The organism is Streptomyces sp. NPDC057287 (assembly GCF_042667905.1).
Lineage (GTDB): Bacteria > Actinomycetota > Actinomycetes > Streptomycetales > Streptomycetaceae > Streptomyces.
In genome coordinates this window covers 163697-184789 of the sequence record NZ_JBHUYV010000002.1, presented here as the reverse complement: position 1 = coordinate 184789, position 21093 = coordinate 163697, and the positions used below count along the sequence as shown (strand labels likewise).

Below are 21093 nucleotides of genomic sequence, written 5' to 3'. Positions count from 1 at the left end.
CACGTCGACGTCAGGTTTTAGCGTAGTCGACGTCAAGGCATACCAAGCCGTCCACACACACAAGGCAGGTCCTCATGCGCGCAGCCCGTTACCACGAGTACGGCGGTACGGACACCCTCGTCGTCGAGCACGCCCCGGACCCTCTGCCGGGGCCTGGGGAGATCCGCGTCCGTGTCGCGGCGGCCGGCGTCAATCCCGTCGACTGGAAGGTGCGCAACGGATCGGTGCGCGACTTCTTCCCGGTCGATCTGCCGGCGATCCCGGGACGCGACGTCGTAGGTCTGGTGGACATGATCGGAGAAGGGGCCACTTCGGTGGAGATCGGGGACCGTGTCTTCGGTCTGTGCGGAGTGACGGGCGCGACGGCCGAGCTGGCGGTGCTCTCGGCCTGGGCTCCCGCCCCCACCGCCTGGAGCGACGAGGAGGCGGCCGGGGCCGGCCTGGCGTCCGTGACGGCGCTGGGCGGACTCAAGGCGCTCGGCGATCAGCTGGAGGGTCGCACCCTGCTGATCGAGGGGGCTGCCGGAGGAGTCGGCGGCGCGGCGGTCGAGATCGCTCGCACCCTGGGCGCCACCGTGATCGGGACGGCAAGTGAGCGCAACCACGCGTATCTCACGTCCCTGGGTGCCATTCCCGTCGCCTACGGTGCGGGCCTGGCGGAACGTCTCACCGGCCTGGCCCCGAACGGGGTCGACCTCGTTCTCGATGCCGCCGCTTCCGGCTCCCTGTCCGATCTCGTCGAGATCGCCGGCGCCCCGGACCGCGTGGTGACGGTCGCCGACCACGTGAACGCACAGCGTCTGGGCGTCCGGGTGGCCGACGCGGTCAACGACTCCACGCTCCTGGCCGAAGCGGGCGCCCTCGGCGAGCAGGGTCGCTACGTGCCGCGCATCGATCGGGCCTACCGGCTGGAAGACATCGCGCAGGCGCACGCCCACTCCGAAGGCGGACACGTGCGGGGGAAGATCGTGGTCCTCGTGTGACCGCAGGGAGCCGATACGGCTGCGTAAGGAGCATGGGGCACGGCTTGTGGATCATCGGCACCGGCCCCGTTCGCCGCGCCCCCGAGATGCGCTGCGGCCTCGGAAGCCGCCAGCAGGCGGCATAGCCCGCGCGAACCACGGCGAGGGCGCCGCTTCTCCCCGCCTCGGCTGGCCTGACCTGCGGAGACGACCGGTTTACGCTGTCCGGTACCACAGGAAGAAGGCGATATGAGCAAGGATGCGAGCGCCACCGGCGGACGGAAGCGCAGTCCGCGCGGCCAGGGGGAGCAGCTGCGTCGGGAGATCCTGGCCGCGGTGGCACGGCTGCTGGACGAGTGGGGCAGTACGGAGAAGCTGACCATGCGCGCTGTGGCGCGCGAGGCAGGGGTGGCCGCGCCCAGCATCTACCTGCACTTTTCCGACAAGGCAGATCTGGTGTGGGCCGCCCTGGAGGACAAGTACGCGGATCTGGCGGCGCAGATGCGCGCAGCGGACGCGCGCGCCGCGGACGCGGAAGAGCCGGCGAAGGGGCGGCTGCTGGCACAGGCCCGGGCGTACTGCCTGTTCGCGCGGGAGCTCCCGGGTCACTACCGCCTGATGTACGAGACCCAGCAGCCGCAGGTCGACGTCTCCCGGCTGCATCTGCACCCTTCCCGCCACATCAGCCAGTCGCTGCGCGAGGGGTTCTCCCGGTGCAGGGCGGCGGGCCATCCGGTCACGATGCCGGACGAACAGGCGGCGCAGACGCTCTGGGCGAGCCTGCACGGCTCGATCGCCCTGCACCACACGCTGATGGTCGAGGGGGCGGGGGCCCTGAGCGAGGAACTGGCGTCAGGGCTGGTCGACGCACTGGTTCCGCCGGCCGTACCGGGCGGCCCGCAGCCCCCGGCAGCCGACACGGAAGCGGCACGGAACATCCGCTCGATTCTCACAGGTGACGCCGCCGCGGGGTAGCGCGTCCCTCACAACACGCTTGATCCATCAGGCATGTTGACGCAGGTCAGTAGTCGGCAAAATCCCGCGGCCCGGATTGCACCACCGGTCGGAGAGGGCTAGCGTGCGCAACTGAACTTAGTTAGGTGACAGGGGCACGTATCTGCCTCGGTTCGTCTGACTGCGCGCATCCCAACCCCCCACGGGGCGTGATGGAGGTATTTGCTGTGAACATCTCGATCGACTACGACAAATGCTGCGGCGCCGGACAGTGCGTCCTGGCCGCGCCCGAGGTCTTCGACCAGCGGGACGACGACGGAGTCGTGATCCTTCTCGACGCCGACCCGCCCGCCGAGCAGCTCGCGGCGGTCCGTGAGGCGGCGGCGGTCTGCCCCGCAGCGGCCATCGAGGTAGTGGCGTGAGCGGCTCCCCCGGGCCCATCGTGGTGGTGGGGGCCTCGGCCGCCGGTCTGAGCACGGCGGAGGGACTGCGACGGGGCGGCTACACCGGCGCCCTCACCCTTGTCGGCGACGAGCCTCACCACCCCTACGATCGCCCGCCGCTCTCCAAGCAGCTGCTTTCCGGGGCCTGGGGCGTCGACCGCCTGGCGCTCCGGCCGCCTCACGCCCTGGAGGCTCTCGGCCTCGACCTGCGGCTGGGCAGCGCGGCCGTCGCGCTGGACACCCGTCGCCGCGAAGTCGCCCTGACGGACGGGACACGGATCGGCTACCGACATCTGGTGGTGGCCACCGGAGCCCACGCGAGGCGCCTGCCCGGCACCGGGGAACTCACCGGGGTGCACACGCTGCGCACCCTGGAGGACGCCCTCGAACTGCGCACCGCGCTCCGGCCGGGAAGCAGGCTCGCGATCGTCGGATCCGGCTTCGTGGGCGCGGAAGCAGGCTCTGTCGCACGCGAGTTGGGGTGCGACGTGACCATGGTCACCGACGTAGCCGTACCGCTGGCCGACAGTCTCGGCGCCGAACTCGGCGCGATGCTGGCCGAGGTGCACCGTGAGAACGGGGTACGGATCGAGCCCGGCGTCCTGGTGCGGGACGTCCTGCACGACGGTGCCGGCCGCGCGACCGGAGTCCGGCTCGCCGACGACCGCACCGTGGCGGCCGACGCCGTCCTGGTCGGAATCGGCGCCCGCCCGGCCACCGACTGGCTGGAGGGCAGCGGCGTACCGCTCGGCAACGGTGTGCTCTGCGACGCGACTCTGCACGCCGGCGACGGGGTGTGGGCGGCCGGGGACGTGGCCTGCTGGACCCATCCGGTCACCGGCGAGCCCACCCGCGTCGAACACCGCACAAACGCCTCCGAGGCAGGCCTCGCCGTCGCCCGGAACATCCTCGCCGGCCCTCAGGGCGCCACACCCTTCGCACCGGTGCCTTACGTCTGGTCCGACCAGTACGACCTGAAGATCCAGATCTACGGTGCGACACGAGGCGCCGACAGCGTCCGGATCGTGGAGGGCTCGACCGCTACGCGCAAGCTGGTGGCCCTCTACGGCAAGGGCGGGCGGGTCTGTGGTGTGGCTGGGGTCAACATGGTTCGGGCCGTTCGGAGTTGGCGGGCGGCAGTGGTGGCCGCCGAGCCGTCCGACACCGCCGGCACAGCCCCCACGGCGACCGCTGGGAGCGTGTCATGACTACGGAAGCGGCCGTGAGGGCCTGGGTGATAGGCCTCGGCATGATCGGCGGCGGCGTCGCCGTCAGCCTGGCCCGCAGCGGCAGGGTTCCGGCGGTCCACGACATCTGCCCCCGCGCAGCAAGCTCTCTGCCCGGCGTACCGGACGTCCTGGGCTCGCCCGCCGAGGTGGCCGCAGCCAGCGACGTGGTGATGGTCGCCGTCGTCAACGCCGAACAGGCGCGTGGGGCGATCACCGGCGAGAGCGGGCTCCTCACGACTGCCCGCCCAGGATCCACGGTGGTCCTGCTCTCCACTGTCGCGCTCCCGATCGTGCAGGAGCTGGCGGCGGCCTGCGCCGAACGCGGCGTGGGGTTCCTGGACTGCGGAGTCACTCCGGGCGACAAGGCCGCCGAGCACGGCATGGTGGCCATCGTCGGCGGGGACGCCGCGGTGGTGGAAACCGCCCGCCCCGTGCTGGACGACTGGGCGAAGCTCGTCGTCCACTGTGGCCCTTCCGGCGCCGGGATGGCCACCAAGATCGCGCGCAACGTGGTGACGTACGGGACGTGGCGCACGGTCCACGAGGCGGCGGCACTCGCCTCCGCCGCGGGCGTCGCCCCCGCCCGCCTGGCCGAGGTCATCGAGGCGGCCGATCCAGAGGGACGCACCCTGCTGCAGCTGCTCGGGATGCGCGGCGAGGACGGGAGACTGCCGGAAGCGGTCGGCGGGCAGATCACGCCGCTGATGACCAAGGACCTTGACGCCGCGCTGGATCTCGCCGCAACCCTCGGGGTATCCGTACCCGCCGTGGCAGTCGTACGGGAAAGGGCCGCGGAGACACTGGACCTCCCCCGGGCCGCGCCGGCCGGCCCCGAGGACGCGGACGGCCTCTACCGGCACGGCCTTGAACTGATGGACCAGGTCTACGGCCCGGGGTTCAGTGACTCCATGCCGAAAGCTCCGACCGGCGAGCCCTTCACCGACACCACCGTCAGCCATCTGTTCGGCGAGGTGTGGTCACGCCCCGCCCTGTCGGTGCGCGACCGGCGCCTGCTGGCACTGGGCGTCACCGCCGCCCTGGGGCGTAGCGACCTGATCCGGATACAGACCGAGGGCGCGCTGGTCAACGGCGAACTGAACACGAGCCAACTCCGTGAAGCGGTGCTGCACTTGGCGCTGTACGTCGGCTGGGGCAACGCGACCGCCGTCCGTACCGGCGTCGAGGACGCCATCACGGCCGGGATCGACACCCCACCACAGGTCTGAGCCCGGACCGGCCGTTCCCACGCCGGGATGCCCCCCCCCGCTCACCACACCGGATCACCTGCTCCCCCACCCCTGAGCGGTTCCGTGCACCGGATACCGCCGCCCTCTGGAGAACCCATGACTTCCCCCACCCGCACCGGCGGCCCGCTTCCCGCCATGCCCGTCGCCCGTACCGCGCTGCTCGACCCGCCGGTCGAGTACACCGCTCTGCGCGAGGACCAGCCCCTCCTCAAGGTCCGTTTCCCCAACGGGACTTCGGGCTGGCTGGTGACCCGCTTCGAGGAGGGCAGCGAGGTCTTCGGCCACCCGAAGATGTCCGCCCGCCGCCCCCGCCACGACACCCCGGAGGGAGAGGCGTCCGAGGCGGGCGAGGACGCACCGTTCAACCCCACGTTCGTGATGATGGACGAGCCCGACCACAGCCGGTACCGCCGGCTGCTTTCCGGGCGGTTCACGCCCAAGTCGGTGGCACAGAAGCTCCAGCCGTACATCGACCGGATCGTGGACGAGCACCTGGACGCGATCGAGGCCGGGCCGGCCACCTTCGACCTGATCCAGGCACTCGCCCTGCCGATCCCCTGCCTGGTCATCTGCGAACTGCTCGGCGTGCCGTACGCGGACCGCGACGGCTTCCACGAAGCCACCGAGCAGCTCATGGACATGAGCAGGCCCCGCCCGGAGCGGGACGCGGGCGCGCACTGGCTCATCGACTACATCACCAAGCTGGTCGCCGAGAAGCGCCGGACCAAGGCCCAGGACGGCATCCTCTCCGAGCTGATCGGACACGCCGACGCCGAGGACGGGTTCCTGACCGACGACGAAGTCATCGGAATGGGGGTACTGCTGCTGTTCGCCGGTCACGACACCACCGCCAGCATGCTCGGCCTCTCCTCACTGACGCTTCTCACCCACCCCGAGCAGCGACGCGACCTCGTGGAGCACCCGGAGAAGGCGGGCCCGGCGGTGGAAGAACTGCTGCGCTACCTCACCATCGTGCAGTTCGGCCTCGGCCGGGTGGCGCTGGAGGACGTGGAGATCGCCGGGCAGCCCATCGCCGCCGGCGATCTCGTCGTCGTGGCGATGCCCGCCGCCAACCGTGACCCGAGGGTCTTCACCGACCCCGACGTCCCGGACTTCGACCGCAAGATGACCCGCCACCTGGCCTTCGGCTACGGCGTCCACCAGTGCCTCGGCCAGAACGTCGCCCGCGCCGAGCTGAAGACGGTGTTGCCCCGGCTGTTCACACGCTTCCCCGACCTGCGGCTCGCGGTCCGGGTCGACGAGGTGCCGATGGACGTCCTCGGAACCAACTACGCGGTGAAGAAGCTCATGGTCACCCGCTGACACCCATCGCGCCGATGACGCCCCGACCCCCTACGTACGGACCTGCACCGGCCGGGGCGTCATCGCGTCAGGAAGCCGTTCGAGCCGCCTGAGTACGTGGAGTATCCGCCGGCCGTCCCTCAGCGGGCCCGCCCTGCACCAGACTTGAAGCCTGGTGCAGGGCAGACGGCGGCGGGCGCCGATGCGGCAATGCCCAGGACCGTCGAAGGAACGCTCGGTCGCCGTAGCCCGCCGTCCAGCTTCGACGGCGGTGCCTAACCCCTGAAAGCCTCCAGCAGCCGCAGCCACACCTCGCTGATCGTCGGATACGCCGGGACCGCGTGCCACAGGCGATCGATCGGGACCTCACCGGCCACCGCGACCGTCGCCGAGTGCAGCAGTTCACCGATGCCGGGTCCTACGAACGTGACGCCGAGCAGGATCTCGCGGTCCAGGTCGACGACCATCCTGGCCCGGCCCTTGTACCCCTGCGCGTACAGCCCGGAGCCCGCGACCGACGCCAGGTCGTAGTCGACGGCGCGGACGCGGTGGCCCGCGGTTTCCGCCTCCGCGAGCGTGAGACCGACCGAGGCGGCCTCCGGGTCCGTGAACACGACCTGGGGGACGGCCGCGTGGTCGGCGGTGGCCGCGTGCGCGCCCCAGCGGTCCGTCTCCAGCAGGGGGGTCTCCTGGGCCCGCGCCGCGATCGCCGCTCCCGCGATGCGAGCCTGGTACTTGCCCTGATGGGTCAGGAGTGCGCGGTGGTTGACGTCGCCGACCGCGTAAAGCCAGTCACTGCCCTCCACGAGGCAGCTGTCGTCGACGGAGAGCCAGGATCCGGGCTCAAGCCCCACCGTGCCGAGGCCGAGGTCGTCGGTGCGCGGTGCGCGGCCGGTGGCGAAAAGGATCTCGTCGGTCTCCAGCTGTTCCCCGTTGTCGAGTTCGACGGTGACCGGGCCGTCGTGGCCCGCCCGGCGCACACCGGTGGCCGAGACTCCGGTCAGGATCCGCGCGCCGGCCTCGGTCAGTGCCTCGGCGACCAGCTCACCCGCGAAGGGCTCCATCTTGGGGAGCAGGCCCTTGCCCCGGATCAGCATCGTCACCTGGGCGCCGAGCCCCTGCCAGACGGTGGCCATCTCCACTCCGACCACGCCGCCGCCCACGACGACGAGCCGGCCCGGGACCTCCTTGGCACTGGTCGCCTCACGGCTGGTCCACGGACGGACGTCCGCGATGCCCGGAAGCCCGGGAACGACAGCCCGGCTCCCGGTGCATACGGCGACGGCGTGCCGCGCGGTGAGGTGCCGCTCCGACCCGTCGGGGGCCGTGACCGAGACCTGCCGGACCCCGGTCAGGCGGCCCATGCCGCGGTAGATGTCCGCGCCGATGCTCTCCAGCCAGCCGACCTGCCCGTCGTCCTTCCAGTGGGAGGTCTCGTAGTCGCGGTGGGCAAGTACGGCGTCCGCGTCCAGCGGCCCCTGCACCGCGTCGCTCAACCCGGCGACACGGCGCGCGTCGGCACGCGCGACGACCGGGCGCAGCAGCGCCTTGCTGGGCATGCACGCCCAGTACGAGCACTCCCCGCCGATCAGTTCCGACTCGATCACCGCGGTGCTCAGCCCTGCGGCTCTGGCGCGGTCCACCACGTTCTCCCCCACCGGGCCCGCCCCGATGACCACGACGTCGTACTCACTGCTCTGCACACCCTCAACATCAGTCATGGGAACAGTGTCGTCGGGGGTGTGGGCCACGGCCACATGGGCAGGCGGAATAGCGCAAGTGACGTCACCGTTGTGCCGGACAGGTCCGAACGGTCCCAGGAAGAGGTATCAGAGTATGACCACCGTAGAGCTCACCAAGGAAAACTTCGATCAGGTCGTGAGCGACAACGAGTTCCTGCTGATCGACTTCTGGGCTTCCTGGTGCGGTCCGTGCAAGCAGTTCGCCCCTGTCTACGACTCGGCCTCCGAGCGCCACCCCGACCTGGTCTTCGCCAAGGTCGACACGGAGGCGCAGCAGGAGCTGGCGGCCGCCTTCGAGATCCGGTCCATTCCGACGCTGATGATCGTCCGTGACAACGTGGCGGTCTTCTCGCAGCCCGGGGCGCTCCCCGAGGCGGCGCTGGAGGATGTCATCGGTCAGGCGCGCAACCTGGACATGGACGAGGTACGCAAGTCCGTCGAGGAGCAGCAGGCACAGCAGGCGCAGACACCACAGCAGGAGCAGCAGTAGTCCCTCCGGACCTGCGGCAGACGTGATGAGGGCCCGGCCGTTCAAGCCGGGCCTTTGTCATGCCTCGGTGCCCGCCTCAGCCCTCGCCGGAACCCTCCGGGCCGACGGCGGAGCCGGAGCGCGGGGCGTCGTCCCCGGCCGGTTCCGGTTCCTGGCCGTCCGCCCCCGGTGCCTCCGGCGCCTCGTCGGAGCCGCCGATGCGCTCGGCGATCCTGACCGTGAGGCCGTAGTCCAGCTCGGAGCCGTCCACCAGCAGGGCTTCCACGGTGTGCGAGGCCGGGTCGATGTCCGCCTCCATGCCGTCGCCCACGTAGCGCGGGTAGCCCGAGGCCCCGGTGTCACCGGTGGCGGCCACCACCGCGGAGCGGATGGCGGTGGCGGGTTCCGGGGCACCGGTGGCGGTCTCCTCCGGTTCCGGCAACAGCAGGATCTCGTAGCTCTGCGGATGACTCATGCTGACGACGCTAGACACCCCCCACCCGAGGCGCATGTCGTGAGGCCCTGACCCCCGTGCCGTGGCAGGCGGCGGACGGCACGTTCAGCTGGTTTCGCGGGTCACCGCGGCGGCCCGCAGCAGGTAGTGGCGCTCCGGCTCGCCGCCGGGGTTCCGCACCAGCCGGTCGATCATCTCGGCCGGTGGCTGCGGAGTCGCCAGTTCCATGGCGATACTGCTGAGCCGGGGCCGCAGCAGCCGGGCGAGCATCAGGTCGTCCGCGCCGATCACGGCCGTCTCGGAGGGTACGTCGACACCGGCGTCCTGGAGCGCTCTCAGCAGGAGCATGGCGTATGTGTCGTCGTAGGCGAACACGGCGTCGAGGCCGAGCGTCCGCCAGCGCCCCGCGAGGTCCTCCGCCGAGGCTTCGTCGTACCGCAGGGGCAGCGGCCGGACACGGGCGTCCACGTCCGCCTCCTCCACCGCGCGCACGGCTCCCGCCAGGCGGTGCCCGGCGAACAGGGCGAGGCCGGGGCTCTGGGGCATGACCACCCCGATCCTGCGCCGGCCGCGCGCGAGCAGGTGCCGGATCGCGCAGCCGCCGACCTCGCGCTGGTCCACGACGAGGGCGTGCGCACCGTCCACGGGTTGCGGACCGAGCGTGATCACGGCTTTGGCGCCCGCGCGGGTCAGCACACCGGTCCCGTACGGGGTGAGGGAGATGTCGTCAGGTGCCACGACGGCGACGGGGCGGAGCTCGGCCCAGGCCCTGGCCGCCTCGTCCGCGTCGAGGCCGGCGCTGCCGAACTGCACGACGGCGTAGTCGAGGCGTCGCAGGCCGGACTCGAGACCGGCGAAGAACCGCTGGTACAGAGGCCCCGCCGGGGTGTGCGCGGCGGGCAGCAGTACCGTCCTGGTCTGCCCGGCGCGAAGGCTCCGGGCCGCCGCGTGCGGGACGTAACCGAGGTGGGCGGCGGCTTCTCTGACCAGACGCCGCGTGGATTCACTGATCCGCACGGACGTGTTGTTGTTCAGTACGTAGGACACGGTGGCCCGGGAGACTCCTGCGAACCGCGCGACATCGGCGCTGGTCGGCACGGAGATGCCGGCGGGCTGCTCGGGTAACTGGTGCATGGCGTCGGGCAGTCTTCCAGATCCGTCCGCCCGGCCGGCGGCCCGGGGCACGTAAGCGGGTCACCATACCGGGGCGGCGTAACCGGGCGGCGTCAGCCCCAGGCAAGGACCGGGACGGCGTCAGCCCCCGGCGAGGACCGGCCAGATCTTCGGGTCCTCGAAGTTGAGCGCCCACAGCGCGGTGTTCGTCACGCCGTGCTTGCGCAGCACCGGCATGTGCGCGGCGACCCCGCGCGCGTCCTGGTACCAGACCTCGCGGGACTCCGTGCCGTCGTCGTAGGTGAAGTACGGCGTGCCGGAGACCTCGTCGAAGCGGTAGGGGGCGCCTTGTTCGGCACGGAGGGCTTCGGCCTCCTTCCAGGTGACGTGCTTCGTGGCGGCCGTGCTCGCACTGTCCGACGGCCAGTTCCAGCCGTACGCGGGGAGGCCCATCTCCAGCTTGGCGGGCGGGACGAGGGCGGTGGCCCGGGTCAGGATGTCCTCGTACCAGCGGGTGTCCGCGAGCGGACCCGGGTCGCCGCCCGACCAGTGCAGGTTGTAGCCCATGATCCGGACCCGGTCGGCGACACGCCCGAGGGCCGCGTAGTCCCAGATGCGGCCGGTCGTGGCGGTCTTCGGGAAGACCGTGACCACGCACTGCTTCCCGAGGACGTGCAGACGGCCGCAGAGATCGGTCGCCAGGGCGGTGAATCCGTCGCGCACGGCGGCGTACGTGGTGTCGCCGGTGGCGGCGATGGATTCGTAGTCGAGGTCGAGGCCGTCGTAGTCCCGGGTGGCGACCGTGTGCATCAGCGCGTCGGCGTGCTCGTCGCGTCGGGCGGTGCTGGTGAGGATGGCTGCCAGAGCGCCTTCCTTCATGGTCTCCATGACCGTGGGGACGACCTTTGCCCCCGCCCGGTGCAGTCCGTCGACGATGCGGCGCTCGCCCGCGCCGGGGTGTGGTTCGATCCGCCCGGCGGAGACAGCCTCGTACCAGAACGGGCTGACGGTGTGCAGTTGGTCGGCGTGGCGCAGCGCGTCCTGGTAGGCGCCCTCCTGGTCCCAGTAGGGCAGCCACGCCGACACCGTCCGGGGAACCGGTGCGGCAGTACGGGCCGGCCGGTCCGAGGGGACGGGTGAGGCCGGGGCAGGCTCCGGCGGCGTGGCTGACGCGGCACCAGAAACCGTGGTCAGCGCGGTCGCTGCGAGGACACCGGCGAGCGTGAGGGTACGGGCGTGGCGGGCGATGACTGCGGCGGTGATCATGAGGTCGAGCCTGGGGCCCCTTTCGCCGACCCGCTCCACGGACTGGGCCGTACAGGTTCTACGGTGTTGCGATGACGTTCCAGCACATGAACCACAGCAGTGACAGCACCACCGACTTCCCGGGCCGCAGCGGCCCGGCGGCCACCACCGAGGCCGAACCCCGCGATGTGGGGCCCGTCCGTACCTCGTACGCCCCCGACCGCGACGGTGATCCCGACCCCGGCGAGATCGTCTGGACCTGGGTGCCGTTCGAGGAGAACGACGGGCGCGGCAAGGACCGGCCGGTTCTCGTCGTGGCCCGGGAGGAGACGGGCACCCTCCTCGCCGTGCAGCTGTCCAGCAAACAGCACGAGCGGGACCACGAGTGGGTCGCCCTGGGCGCGGGGCCGTGGGACAGCTCCGGACGGGCCTCCTGGGTGGATCTGGACCGGGTGCTGCGGGTGCACGAGGACGGGATGCGGCGCGAGGCCTGTGCGCTGGACCGGGACAGGTACGACCTGGTCGTGGAGCGCCTGCGTGAGCGCTACGGCTGGAGCTGACCGGCGAAGGCGCGGGCGAAGGCCGCCCGCACGGCCGAATCGGGGGCGCGGTCCGGGATGCCGAGCACGAGCTGCTCGAAGTGGCCGGCGAACCGTCCGCCGTCGGTGAGCAGGGCGCGGAACGCGCCGGCGACCTCGGCCGGGTCGTTCATGAAGACGCCGCAGCCCCACGCGCCCAGCACCAGCCGCCGGTAGCCCCGGACGGCGGCGACCTCCAGCACGCGTTCGGCACGGCTCGCCAGTGCGGCGGGTATGCGGCCGGCCAGATCCGGGTCCTGTCTGCGGATGACTCCGGCGTTCGGAGCGGGCGAGGTGAGGAATCCGACCGTGTACGGGGAGTCCAGCAGCCTTCCCCGGTCGTCGCGGAAGACCGGGACGCCCGGTGAGTGGATGACCCGGTCGGTGTAGAAGGCGCTGCGTTCGGCGCGGTGGTGTGCGTAGAACTCGGGGACGCGCAGCAGCGTGGTGTGGAGCGCGGAGCCGCGGCACAGCGACTCCTCCTGGGCCTGCGCGCCGTTCAGGTAGCCGCCGCCTGGGTTGCGGGCGGAGGCGTAGTTCAGCACGGCCACCCTGGCCGCCGACTCACCCGTCATCCGGCGTGCCGCCTGGAGGCTGGTCTCGTCCGTCACCTCCACCGTGGGCCTGCGACCGGTGTCCAGGACGGCCACGGGCACGGCCTCGGGGCCGTACAGCCGAGTGCCTGAGAGCGCGGCGGCCAGGGCGCGCTCGATCGTCACCTCGCGCCCCTCGGGCGTGCGGTACCGCCCGGCCAGGACGATGGCCTCGGTCTCTCGTGCGATGCCGCGCAGTCGTGCGCTCATGGGCGCGCCCCCGTGTGGTGCATACGGGGCATGCTGGATGCACCGGCGGCATGGACGCAACCGGTTTTCCGTGGCTCAGGGGCACCCTTGTGCGAACTCTCGGTAAGGGTTTGGGTGGGAAGCAAGCAACCAGGAGGAGGCCCAGCATGCCCCCGGACACTCTCGGCCAGCACGGCCCGCCCGTCGACGCGGCACCCCTCGGCGAAGGAGAGGCGGAGGATCTCCTCCGCGGCATATGTTTCAAGACGGGACCGCCTCGGACGGTCGGCGTGGAGTTGGAATGGCTCATTCACGACCGTGAGCATCCCGAGGTCGCCGTCCCGGACGAGCGCCTCCGCGCCGCGGCGGACGCCGTGCGCGCAACACCGCTGGACGCGGCCCTGACCTTCGAGCCGGGTGGTCAGCTGGAGCTCAGCTCCCAGCCCGCCGGCTCCCTGATGGCGTGCATCGACGCCACGGCCGCCGACCTGGTGTCCGTGCGCGACACGATCGGCCGGGCCGGGCTGACCCTGGCCGGCCTGGGTGTGGACCCGTGGCAGACCCCGCGCCGACTGCTCCAGGAGCCGCGTTACGACGCCATGGAGGCCGCGCTCGACCGCTCGGGCCCGGCCGGCCGGGCCATGATGTGCACCTCCGCCTCCGTGCAGGTCTGCCTGGACGCGGGAGAGGAGGAGCCGGGGCCGCTGGGCTATGCGCGGCGCTGGCAGCTCGGACATCTGCTGGGCGCGGTGCTGGTGGCTGCGTTCGCCAATTCGCCGTACCGCCAGGGACGGCGCACCGGCTGGCGGTCGACCCGGCAGTCGCTGTGGGCCGATCTCGATCCGGCCAGGTCGCTCGCGCCCCGGAGCCGTCTCGCGCCCCGCGACGCCTGGGCCTCCCATGTGCTCGCCACGCCCGTGCTGTGTGTCCGCAACGGTGACGGCCCCTGGGACGTCCCGGAGGGTCTGACGTTCCGCGACTGGATCCGCGGTGGCGGGCCCAGGCCGCCGGTGCGGGCCGATCTCGACTACCACCTCACCACTCTGTTCCCACCGGTGCGCCCGCGCGGGCATCTGGAGCTGCGCATGATCGACGCGCAGTCCGGCACCGACGGATGGCTGGTCCCGCTGGCCGTCACCACCGCTCTGTTCGACGACCCGGAGGCGTCGGAGACCGTGTACCGCACAGTGAAACCTCTGGCCGAGACCGCGGGCCTTCCCGCCGCGCCCCGCAATCCGCTCTGGACGGCTGCCGCCCGTGACGGGCTCAGCGACCCGGAGCTGGCCGCGGCTGCAGCGGCCTGTTTCAGGACCGCGCTCGAGGCACTGCCCAGGATGGGGGCGAGCGACCACGTCATCGGCACGGTCGCCGCGTTCAACGACCGCTACGCGGCAAGAGGCCGATGTCCGGCCGATGATTTCCCCGACCTGGCACGGCTGACGCACGGAAAGGGCCTGGTCCGATGACTGACACTCCTGCTCCGCACACCGACCGGGAGACCGACGCGGAGGCGCTGCGTGAGCGCGCCCTGGCCGCACTTCTCACCGCACGCGAGCGCACCGCTCTGCTCACCGACAGCGTCGACGACCACGAGCTCACCGCCCAGCACTCCCCCTTGATGTCGCCCCTGGTCTGGGACCTGGCGCACATCGGCAACCAGGAGGAGCTGTGGCTGCTGCGGGCCGTGGGCGGCCGCGAGGCGATGCGCCCCGAGATCGACGGGCTGTACGACGCCTTCGAGCACTCCCGGGCCAGCCGGCCGTCCCTGCCCCTGCTCGCACCCGCGGAGGCCCGGACGTACGCCGCCGACGTGCGTGGCCGCGCCCTGGACATCCTCGGGGGCGCTCCGCTCCACGGCGGGGGGCGTCCGCTGGAGCGGGCGGGCTTCGCCTTCGGCATGGTCGCCCAGCACGAACAGCAGCACGACGAGACGATGCTGATCACACATCAGCTGCGCTCGGGACCGGCGGTGCTCAGCGCTCCGGAGCCTCCGGCACCCGTCGACCCCGTCACGCTTCCGGCCGACGTACTGGTCCCCGGGGGCCCGTTCACCATGGGGACCTCCACCGAGCCGTGGGCGCTGGACAACGAACGTCCCGCGCACCGGCGCGACGTGGCCCCGTTCCACATCGACACCGCCCCGGTCACGTGCGGCGCGTACGAGCGCTTCATCGAGGACGGCGGCTACACCGACGAACGCTGGTGGGCGCCCGAGGGCTGGGCGATGGTCCGTGAACACGGCCTGACCGCACCCCTGTTCTGGCACCGGGACGCCGGGCAGTGGCTGCGGCGGCGCTTCGGGGTGACCGAGCCCGTGCCCGCGGACGAGCCGGTGCTCCACGTCAGCTGGTACGAGGCGGACGCGTACGCCCGCTGGGCGGGGCGGCGCCTTCCGACCGAGGCGGAGTGGGAGAAGGCCGCCCGCCACGACCCCGCCTCCGGGCGTTCACTGCGCTATCCCTGGGGCGACGAGGACCCGACTCCCGAGCGGGCCAACCTGGGCCAGCGCCACCTGCGGCCGGCCGCCGCCGGCGCGTACGCGGCGGGCCGGTCCCCGGCGGGCGCGGGCCAGATGATCGGCGACGTGTGGGAGTGGACGTCGAGTGATTTCCTGCCCTATCCCGGCTTCGCCCCCTTCCCGTACCGCGAGTACTCGGAGGTGTTCTTCGGCCCCGGCCACAAGGTGCTGCGCGGAGGTTCCTTCGCCGTGGACGCGGTGGCGTGCCGTGGCACCTTCAGGAACTGGGACCTGCCGGTGCGCCGCCAGATCTTCTCCGGCTTCCGCACTGCGAGGGATGCCTGATGTGCCGTCATATCGCATATCTGGGGCCGCCGGTGGCTCTTGGAGAGGTCCTCACCTCCCCCGCCCACTGTCTGGTCCGCCAGTCGTGGGAACCCCGCCGCCAGCGGAACGGCACGGTCAACGCCGACGGTTTCGGGGTGGGCTGGTACGCGGACGGGGACCCCGTCCCGGGGCGCTACCGGCGCACCGGGCCGGTCTGGGGCGACGAGACGTTCGCCGATCTGGCCCGCGTGGTGCGCAGCACGGCGCTGCTCGCAGCGGTCCGTGACGCGACGTTCGCCGGGGCGGACGGGGAGGCGGCCGCCGCTCCCTTCGCCGAGGGACGGCTGCTGTTCAGCCACAACGGTGCGGTGCGGGGCTGGCCGGGCTCCCTGGCATCGCCGGCGGGATCCCTGCCCCCCGAGAGGCTGCTCGCCCTCGCCGCGCGGAACGATTCGGCACTGATCTGGGCGCTGGTCCTCCACCGGGTGGCGCAGGGTGACGAGATAGCGCAGGCGGTCGCCGACACCGTGCTCGAAGTCGCCGCCGCCGCCCCCGGCTCACGTCTCAATCTGCTGCTCACCGACGGTTCCCACATCGTGGCGACCACCTGGGGCGACTCCCTCTGGTATCTCCACGAGCCGGGCCGCCGCACGGTGGTGGCCTCGGAGCCGTACGACGACGATCCGTTCTGGCGCGAGGTCCCGGACCGCACCCTGCTGGCCGCGACGCGCACCGATGTCCTGCTGACCCCGCTCAAGGAGCCCACCGCGTGAGTCCCTTCCTGCTGACCCGCACCCTGCCTGCGGACGCGACGGACGCGGCGCTGCGCGCCGATGTGCTGAGCGGTCTGACCCGGCACCCGAAGACGCTGCCGCCCAAGTGGTTCTACGACGCGCGCGGCAGTGACCTCTTCGAGGAGATCACCCGGCTGACCGAGTACTACCCGACGCGCGCCGAGCGGGAGATCCTCGTCGCCCGTGCCGGTGAGATCGCCAGGGTGTCCGGGGCGAGGACCCTGATCGAGCTCGGGTCCGGCTCCTCGGATAAGACGAGGCACCTGCTGGACGCGCTGCCGGACCTGCACACCTATGTGCCGGTCGACGTCAGTGAGAGCGCCCTGGCGGGCGCGGCCGAGGCTCTGCTGGCCGAACGCCCGCAGCTCTCCGTGCACGCGCTCGTCGCCGATTTCACGCAGGCCCTGGAGCTGCCCGAGAGCCCCGGCCCGCGGCTGGTGGTCTTCCTCGGCGGCACGCTGGGCAATCTGCTGCCGGCGGAGCGCGCCGAGTTCCTGCGCTCCGTCCGGGCGCGGCTCGCCCCCGGAGACGGGCTGCTGCTCGGCACGGACCTGGTCAAGGACGAGGGGACGCTCGTCGCCGCGTACGACGACGCGGCCGGGGTGACCGCCTCGTTCAACAAGAACGTGCTGGCGGTGGTGAACCGCGAGCTGGGAGCGGACTTCCCGGCCGACGATTTCGACCATGTGGCTCTCTGGGACCCGGACAACGAATGGATCGAGATGCGGCTGCGCGCGCGCCGGGCGCTGACGGTCAAGGTCCGGGAGCTGGATCTCGTGGTGCAGTTCGAGGAAGGGGAGGACCTGCGGACGGAGGTCTCGGCGAAGTTCCGCGAGGAGCGGGTGCGGGAGGAACTGGCCGCGGCCGGTCTGCGGCTGGATCAGTGGTGGACGGACGCGGCGGGCAGGTTCGCACTGTCGCTGGCCACGGCCGACTGAGCCGCGCGCGCCAGTGCCCGCCGCCCGGGCTCGGATCCTGCGGGGACCGGTGGCAGGATCCGGACCTCGGCGGTGAGCCCGGCGGCGGTCACCACGCGCCACAGTGAGGCGGCGAGCGGGTCGTCCCCGACGAACGCGGCGGCTCCCGCCGCGTTCGTCCCCGTCGTCCGGTAGCTGATGTGAACCGGGCGGACGGCGGAGCCCGCGTCGATCGCAGCCTGGAAGGCGGCGGGCCGGAACCGGCCGCCGGCGCAGCGCCCGCACCAGGTGGTGCCCTGCGGGAACACCGCCACCCGCGATCCGGCGGCCAGAGCCCCGGCGAGGGCCCGCACCGCCTCCGGCAGCGCCCGCAACCGTTCCCTCTCGATGAACAGCGTGCCGCCGAGCGCGGCGAGCGGTCCGAGCAGCGGCCAGTTCCGTATCTCGCTCTTGGCGACCATCCGGGCGGGAAGCACCGCGGCGACCAGCGGGACGTCCAGCCAGGAGACGTGGTTGGCGACCACCAGCTCCCCCGCCCCCGGTCCGGCCCGCCCGGCCGTGAGCCCTGTCACCCGTATGCGTACGCCGAAGGACCGCACCACCGCGTACGCCCACCGGCGGATGACCAGGTCGCGGTGCGCGGGTCCCAGGAGCAGTACCGCGGGCACGCAGAGAACGCCCAGGAGGGTCAGGGCGCATCCGGCGCACAGCAGAGCCGTCGCGAGCAGCGGGGCCCGCGTGGCGCCCTCGTGGTGCGCGCAGTCGCGCGGGGTGCAGGGAGCCACGGGCAGCCAGGCGCTCATCGCAGCGGTGCCAGCGAGAGGAAGTGGCGCAGGTAGCGCGGGTCGGTGCGGTGCATCGAGAGCAGGACGTAGAGGTCGGCGACGCCGAAGTCGGGGTCGTGGGCGGGAGCTCCGCAGACCCAGGCGCCGAGCCTCAGGTAGCCACGCAGCAGTGGCGGAAGGCCTGCCCGGCCGCCCGCACCGCCGACGGGGTGGCCCGTGGTGTCCCAGAGGCGGTGAGGGGTCACCCAGTACTCCTCGGGCGCCAGGTTGTGGGTCCGCACGGTGTCCCAGCTCCTGGCGGCCAGCGCGCCTCCGTCGGCGAGGGACACGGAGCAGCAGCCGGCCAGCCAGGTGTGGCCGGTGCGCTCCATGTAGCGGGCGAGTCCCGCCCAGATCAGGGCGATGACCGTACCGTCCCGATGTGCGGGGTGGACACAGGACCTGCCCACCTCGACGAGGTCGTCCCTGATCGGGCCCAGGCGGGCGAGGTCGAACTCGCTCTCCGCGTAGAGGCCGCCCGCACGCCTGGCACCCTCGGGCGGCAGGAGCCGGTAGGTGGCGACGACGTCGCCGGTGGCCGTCTCGCGCACCAGCAGGTGGTCGCAGTGCGCGTCGAAGGCGTCGCTGTCCAGGCCCGGTTCGTCGCTGTCGAGCCGGGCGCCGAACTCGCCGGCGAACACGGCATGGCGCAGGCGCTGGGCGGCCCGTACGTCGTCCTGGCAGGTGGCCAGGGAGACCTGGTAGTCCGAGGTGGCGGCGGGGCGGGGCGCGGGTATGCCGATGGGTGCGGGGGTCGGGAAGGCCAGGGGAAGCGCGGTCATGGCGGTCTCCGGGGACGGATCAGCGGGTGGCTGCCGGGCCGCCGCAGGTGCGACGGCCCGGCTCCCTACTTCTTCCGTCACTGGCTGGATTCGACATGACCGCAGTGGAGCGAGGGGATGTGAGGAGCCTGAATCCCCGGGTCGGGACAACGGCCGCCACACCCCGCACCGGCCCGGCGGCCACCCCGCGCGGCCGCCTCGTCCCGCACCCGCCCGGCGGCCACCCCGCCGCACCGTCAGCCGGTGATCAGCTTCGACGTGATGCGGTCGGACGCCTTCTTCGCCTCCTCGGCCGGATCGGCGCCCTCCAGCACCGCCGTCATGTACGGCTTGATCGGGTTGTCGGCCTCCACGGCGGGCCAGAACGGCGAGTTGGGGGTCGCTCTGCCCTCGGTGGCGCCCTCCGCCATCGCGGAGGTCCCCTCCTGGCCTCCGACGACGCTCGCGAGGGCTGGCTTGTTCGGCACGTAGCTCATGGCCCGGGCGAGCTCGGTCTGCCACTCCTCCCCCGCGAGCGCCTTGACGACCTCGATGCCCTCGCCCCGCTGGTCGGCCCCCTCCGGCACGATCAGGTCCGACCCTCCGGTGAAGACGGCGCCCGGCTTCTTCGCGCTCTTGCCGGGAATGGGGAAGTAACCCAGCTTGCCCTTGAGTTCGGGATTCTGCTGCTCGATGAGCGCGGCGCTCCCGGGCACGGAGATGATCTGGGCGACCGTGCCCTCGGCGAACACGTCGGTCTCCGGGGGCGTCTGTTCGTCGGCGTCCGTGGGTCCGTCGCCGAGCGCCTGCAGCGTCTTGTAGAAGTCCATGCCCCGCAGCGCGGCCGGCGAGTCGAGTGCGCCCTGCCAGTCGCCGCCGCTGTCGTCGGCCAGTTCGCCGCCCTCGTCCCAGACGAACCCGGCGAGTACGTACCAGTTCTGTCCGGCGAGGTAGATGCCCTGTTGGCCGGCGGTGTTCAGCCTCTCGGTGATCTCCACCCACTCCTCGCGGGTCTCGGGGAGTTCGGTGATCCCCGCCTCTGCGAAGAGGTCCTTGTTGTAGATCACCACGCGGTTGGCCGCGTACCAGGGGATTCCGTACTGTCCGCCGTTGACCTTGCCCGGCTCCGCGAGTCCCGGGAGCCAGTCCTCCCCGCCCAGGTCGCGCATGGACTCCAGGGTGAGGTCGCGCAGCTCACCGCTCTCCGCGTACTGGGCGACCTGGGTGTTGCCGACCTCGATGACGTCAGGTGCGTCGTCGCCTTCGAGCGCCTTCAGGACCTTGGGTCCGATACCGCCCCATTCCTGGAGGACGAACTCCAGCTCGACCGACGGGTGCTCGGCCTCGTACGACTCCTTGAAACGGTCCAGGAAGCCCTGCGAGGCGCTGCCCTTCATCAGCCACACCGTCACCGTGCTGTTGTCGTCACCCGCGCCGGGGAGAAGTCCGCAGCCGCTCAGCGTGACGGAGGAAACGAGCGCGACGGCTCCGGCCAGTATGCGGATCTTCACGGGGGTCACCTTCTGCGAAACGGCACGACGACATGTCAGGACCCGGGTGGGGGGACTGCGGGCGGCGCTCGCACGGGCGTATGGGTCGGAGTTTGGTATGGACCAATCCGCAGGTCAAGGGCCTGCCCGCCATCGACCATCGGCCGGGACACCTCGCGCGACGACGCGGAGTGAGGCACCGTGGAACCACGAAAGGAGACATTAGATGTCTAATCACACCTACCGGGTCACCGAGATCGTAGGAACCTCCGAGGAGGGCATCGACGCGGCGATCCGGAACGGCGTCGCAAGAGCCTCCGAAACGTTGCACAATCTCGACTGGTTCGAGATGACGCAGGTCCGTGGACACATCGAGAACGGCCGCATCGCGCACTACCAGGTGGGACTCAAGGTCGGCTTCCGGCTCGACGGGGACGCCTGAGCCGACCTCCCCGGCAGCGGCCGGGGCAGGGCACTTCGGCCCCGCAGCGATACGACGTCCACGCAGCCGCGTCAGGTGCGCCCCTCGCGCTGCTGCGCGTCCCTGAGCGACTGCGGGGTGACGGCCCATCGGGCGCGCACGACGGTGAATCCGGCCCGTTCGGCCGCGTCGCACACCAGCTCGTCGTCGTCGACGAAGACACGCACCTCCCGTTGCCCGCCGAGACGCTCCAGCACCTCCAGCTTCGTACGGCGGGCCGGCCGCCGGTCCCCGTCACGCCTCATGTGGACGTCGCCCCTCGGCATCCCCTGCCGCTCCAGCCAGTCCACGGTGTCCCGGCGGCACCGTTCCGGCCGCCCGGTGAGGTACACGACCTCGCACTCCCGCGCGCTCGCCAGAACCAGGCGCACTCCTTCGTCCAGCGGGGGATCGTGGGGTGCCGCCGAGAAGAACCTCTCCCAGTCGCGCCGCCGGCCCTCGAGGAAGTGCTGCCGGTGGCCACTGTCGGCGAGCGTCCCGTCAAGATCGAATACGGCCAACGGCCGAGGGTAGTCGCTCAA

Annotated in this window: 22 protein-coding genes; 13 read left to right on the top strand and 9 right to left on the bottom strand. The window is 71.8% G+C overall.

All coding sequences use genetic code 11. The features are described 5' to 3' along the window. The first annotated feature begins 74 nt into the window (after window positions 1-74). The 6 genes from ACFUNE_RS04125 to ACFUNE_RS04100 all read left to right on the top strand — a co-directional run bounded on the left by ACFUNE_RS04125 (window position 75) and on the right by ACFUNE_RS04100 (window position 6158). A complete protein-coding gene (locus tag ACFUNE_RS04125) occupies window positions 75-983 on the top strand; it encodes an NADP-dependent oxidoreductase (RefSeq protein WP_383561992.1) in 909 nt (302 codons plus the stop codon). A 228-nt stretch (window positions 984-1211) separates the two neighbouring features. Next, window positions 1212-1937 carry a TetR/AcrR family transcriptional regulator gene (locus tag ACFUNE_RS04120; protein WP_383561990.1) on the top strand — a complete coding sequence of 242 codons (726 nt, stop codon included), beginning with the start codon at window positions 1212-1214 and terminating at the stop codon, window positions 1935-1937. A gap of 206 nt (window positions 1938-2143) precedes the next feature. Further along, the gene (locus ACFUNE_RS04115) at window positions 2144-2338 is read left to right on the top strand and encodes a ferredoxin (protein WP_383561988.1); all 195 of its coding nucleotides are present in this window, start codon (window positions 2144-2146) and stop codon (window positions 2336-2338) included. Then, window positions 2335-3567 (top strand): NAD(P)/FAD-dependent oxidoreductase, encoded by a 1233-nt coding sequence (locus ACFUNE_RS04110; protein ID WP_383561986.1) that lies wholly within the window; start codon window positions 2335-2337, stop codon window positions 3565-3567. The genes ACFUNE_RS04115 and ACFUNE_RS04110 overlap by 4 nt, the downstream gene beginning before the upstream one ends. Further along, window positions 3564-4814: an NAD(P)-binding domain-containing protein gene (locus ACFUNE_RS04105; RefSeq protein WP_383561984.1), complete on the top strand. Its 1251-nt coding sequence runs from the start codon at window positions 3564-3566 to the stop codon at window positions 4812-4814. The genes ACFUNE_RS04110 and ACFUNE_RS04105 overlap by 4 nt, the downstream gene beginning before the upstream one ends. Window positions 4815-4931: 117 nt before the next feature. Then, on the top strand, window positions 4932-6158 hold the full coding sequence (locus ACFUNE_RS04100; RefSeq protein ID WP_383561982.1) for a cytochrome P450: 1227 nt from the start codon (window positions 4932-4934) through the stop codon (window positions 6156-6158). Between the two features lie 254 nt (window positions 6159-6412). Here the strand turns inward: ACFUNE_RS04100 and ACFUNE_RS04095 are convergent, their stop codons facing one another. Next, window positions 6413-7858: a dihydrolipoyl dehydrogenase family protein gene (locus ACFUNE_RS04095; RefSeq protein WP_383561980.1), complete on the bottom strand. Its 1446-nt coding sequence runs from the start codon at window positions 7856-7858 to the stop codon at window positions 6413-6415. Window positions 7859-7973: 115 nt separating this feature from the next. Here ACFUNE_RS04095 and trxA point away from each other — a divergent pair, with 115 nt between their 5' ends. Continuing rightward, complete coding sequence (gene trxA, locus ACFUNE_RS04090; protein WP_383561978.1) at window positions 7974-8369, top strand: thioredoxin; 396 nt, start codon at window positions 7974-7976, stop codon at window positions 8367-8369. Window positions 8370-8445: 76 nt separating this feature from the next. Here the strand turns inward: trxA and ACFUNE_RS04085 are convergent, their stop codons facing one another. From ACFUNE_RS04085 to ACFUNE_RS04075, 3 genes are all read right to left on the bottom strand, one after another. After that, on the bottom strand, window positions 8446-8823 hold the full coding sequence (locus ACFUNE_RS04085) for a hypothetical protein (RefSeq protein ID WP_383561976.1): 378 nt from the start codon (window positions 8821-8823) through the stop codon (window positions 8446-8448). Between the two features lie 84 nt (window positions 8824-8907). Beyond that, window positions 8908-9936, bottom strand: coding sequence for a LacI family DNA-binding transcriptional regulator (locus ACFUNE_RS04080; RefSeq protein ID WP_383561974.1), 1029 nt, complete (start codon window positions 9934-9936; stop codon window positions 8908-8910). A gap of 120 nt (window positions 9937-10056) precedes the next feature. Next, a complete protein-coding gene (locus tag ACFUNE_RS04075; RefSeq protein ID WP_383561972.1) occupies window positions 10057-11181 on the bottom strand; it encodes a glycosyl hydrolase family 18 protein in 1125 nt (374 codons plus the stop codon). 71 nt (window positions 11182-11252) lie between these two features. Between ACFUNE_RS04075 and ACFUNE_RS04070 the strand changes: the two genes are divergently transcribed. Next, window positions 11253-11720, top strand: a complete 468-nt coding sequence (locus ACFUNE_RS04070) for a type II toxin-antitoxin system PemK/MazF family toxin (protein WP_383561970.1) — start codon at window positions 11253-11255, stop codon at window positions 11718-11720. Here ACFUNE_RS04070 and ACFUNE_RS04065 read toward each other — a convergent pair. Beyond that, on the bottom strand, window positions 11705-12541 hold the full coding sequence (locus ACFUNE_RS04065) for a TIGR02452 family protein (RefSeq protein ID WP_383561968.1): 837 nt from the start codon (window positions 12539-12541) through the stop codon (window positions 11705-11707). The genes ACFUNE_RS04070 and ACFUNE_RS04065 overlap by 16 nt on opposite strands. A gap of 146 nt (window positions 12542-12687) precedes the next feature. On the opposite strand from ACFUNE_RS04065, the gene egtA reads away from it, so the two are divergent. From egtA to egtD, 4 genes are read left to right on the top strand one after another with little or no spacing between them, the layout of a single operon-like run. Then, the gene (gene egtA, locus ACFUNE_RS04060; protein WP_383561966.1) at window positions 12688-13986 is read left to right on the top strand and encodes an ergothioneine biosynthesis glutamate--cysteine ligase EgtA; all 1299 of its coding nucleotides are present in this window, start codon (window positions 12688-12690) and stop codon (window positions 13984-13986) included. Beyond that, window positions 13983-15323 carry an ergothioneine biosynthesis protein EgtB gene (egtB, locus tag ACFUNE_RS04055; RefSeq protein ID WP_383561965.1) on the top strand — a complete coding sequence of 447 codons (1341 nt, stop codon included), beginning with the start codon at window positions 13983-13985 and terminating at the stop codon, window positions 15321-15323. Before egtA ends, egtB begins: the two co-directional genes overlap by 4 nt. Further along, complete coding sequence (gene egtC / locus ACFUNE_RS04050) at window positions 15323-16078, top strand: ergothioneine biosynthesis protein EgtC (RefSeq protein ID WP_383561963.1); 756 nt, start codon at window positions 15323-15325, stop codon at window positions 16076-16078. The genes egtB and egtC overlap by 1 nt, the downstream gene beginning before the upstream one ends. Then, window positions 16075-17037, top strand: coding sequence for an L-histidine N(alpha)-methyltransferase (gene egtD, locus ACFUNE_RS04045; RefSeq protein ID WP_383561961.1), 963 nt, complete (start codon window positions 16075-16077; stop codon window positions 17035-17037). The genes egtC and egtD overlap by 4 nt, the downstream gene beginning before the upstream one ends. Here egtD and ACFUNE_RS04040 read toward each other — a convergent pair. The 3 genes from ACFUNE_RS04040 to ACFUNE_RS04030 all read right to left on the bottom strand — a co-directional run bounded on the left by ACFUNE_RS04040 (window position 16980) and on the right by ACFUNE_RS04030 (window position 20112). Then, window positions 16980-17819: a lysophospholipid acyltransferase family protein gene (locus tag ACFUNE_RS04040; protein WP_383561959.1), complete on the bottom strand. Its 840-nt coding sequence runs from the start codon at window positions 17817-17819 to the stop codon at window positions 16980-16982. The genes egtD and ACFUNE_RS04040 overlap by 58 nt on opposite strands. Beyond that, entirely contained in the window at window positions 17816-18622 is an 807-nt protein-coding gene (locus ACFUNE_RS04035) for a GNAT family N-acetyltransferase (protein WP_383561957.1), read from the bottom strand. Before ACFUNE_RS04035 ends, ACFUNE_RS04040 begins: the two co-directional genes overlap by 4 nt. Window positions 18623-18858: 236 nt before the next feature. Next, window positions 18859-20112, bottom strand: a complete 1254-nt coding sequence (locus tag ACFUNE_RS04030) for an extracellular solute-binding protein (protein ID WP_383561955.1) — start codon at window positions 20110-20112, stop codon at window positions 18859-18861. A gap of 205 nt (window positions 20113-20317) precedes the next feature. On the opposite strand from ACFUNE_RS04030, the gene ACFUNE_RS04025 reads away from it, so the two are divergent. Next, complete coding sequence (locus ACFUNE_RS04025; RefSeq protein ID WP_383561953.1) at window positions 20318-20533, top strand: dodecin; 216 nt, start codon at window positions 20318-20320, stop codon at window positions 20531-20533. Between the two features lie 71 nt (window positions 20534-20604). On the opposite strand, the gene ACFUNE_RS04020 is transcribed toward ACFUNE_RS04025, so the two are convergent. Beyond that, window positions 20605-21072 carry a hypothetical protein gene (locus ACFUNE_RS04020; RefSeq protein ID WP_383561951.1) on the bottom strand — a complete coding sequence of 156 codons (468 nt, stop codon included), beginning with the start codon at window positions 21070-21072 and terminating at the stop codon, window positions 20605-20607. Window positions 21073-21093: the final 21 nt, after the last annotated feature.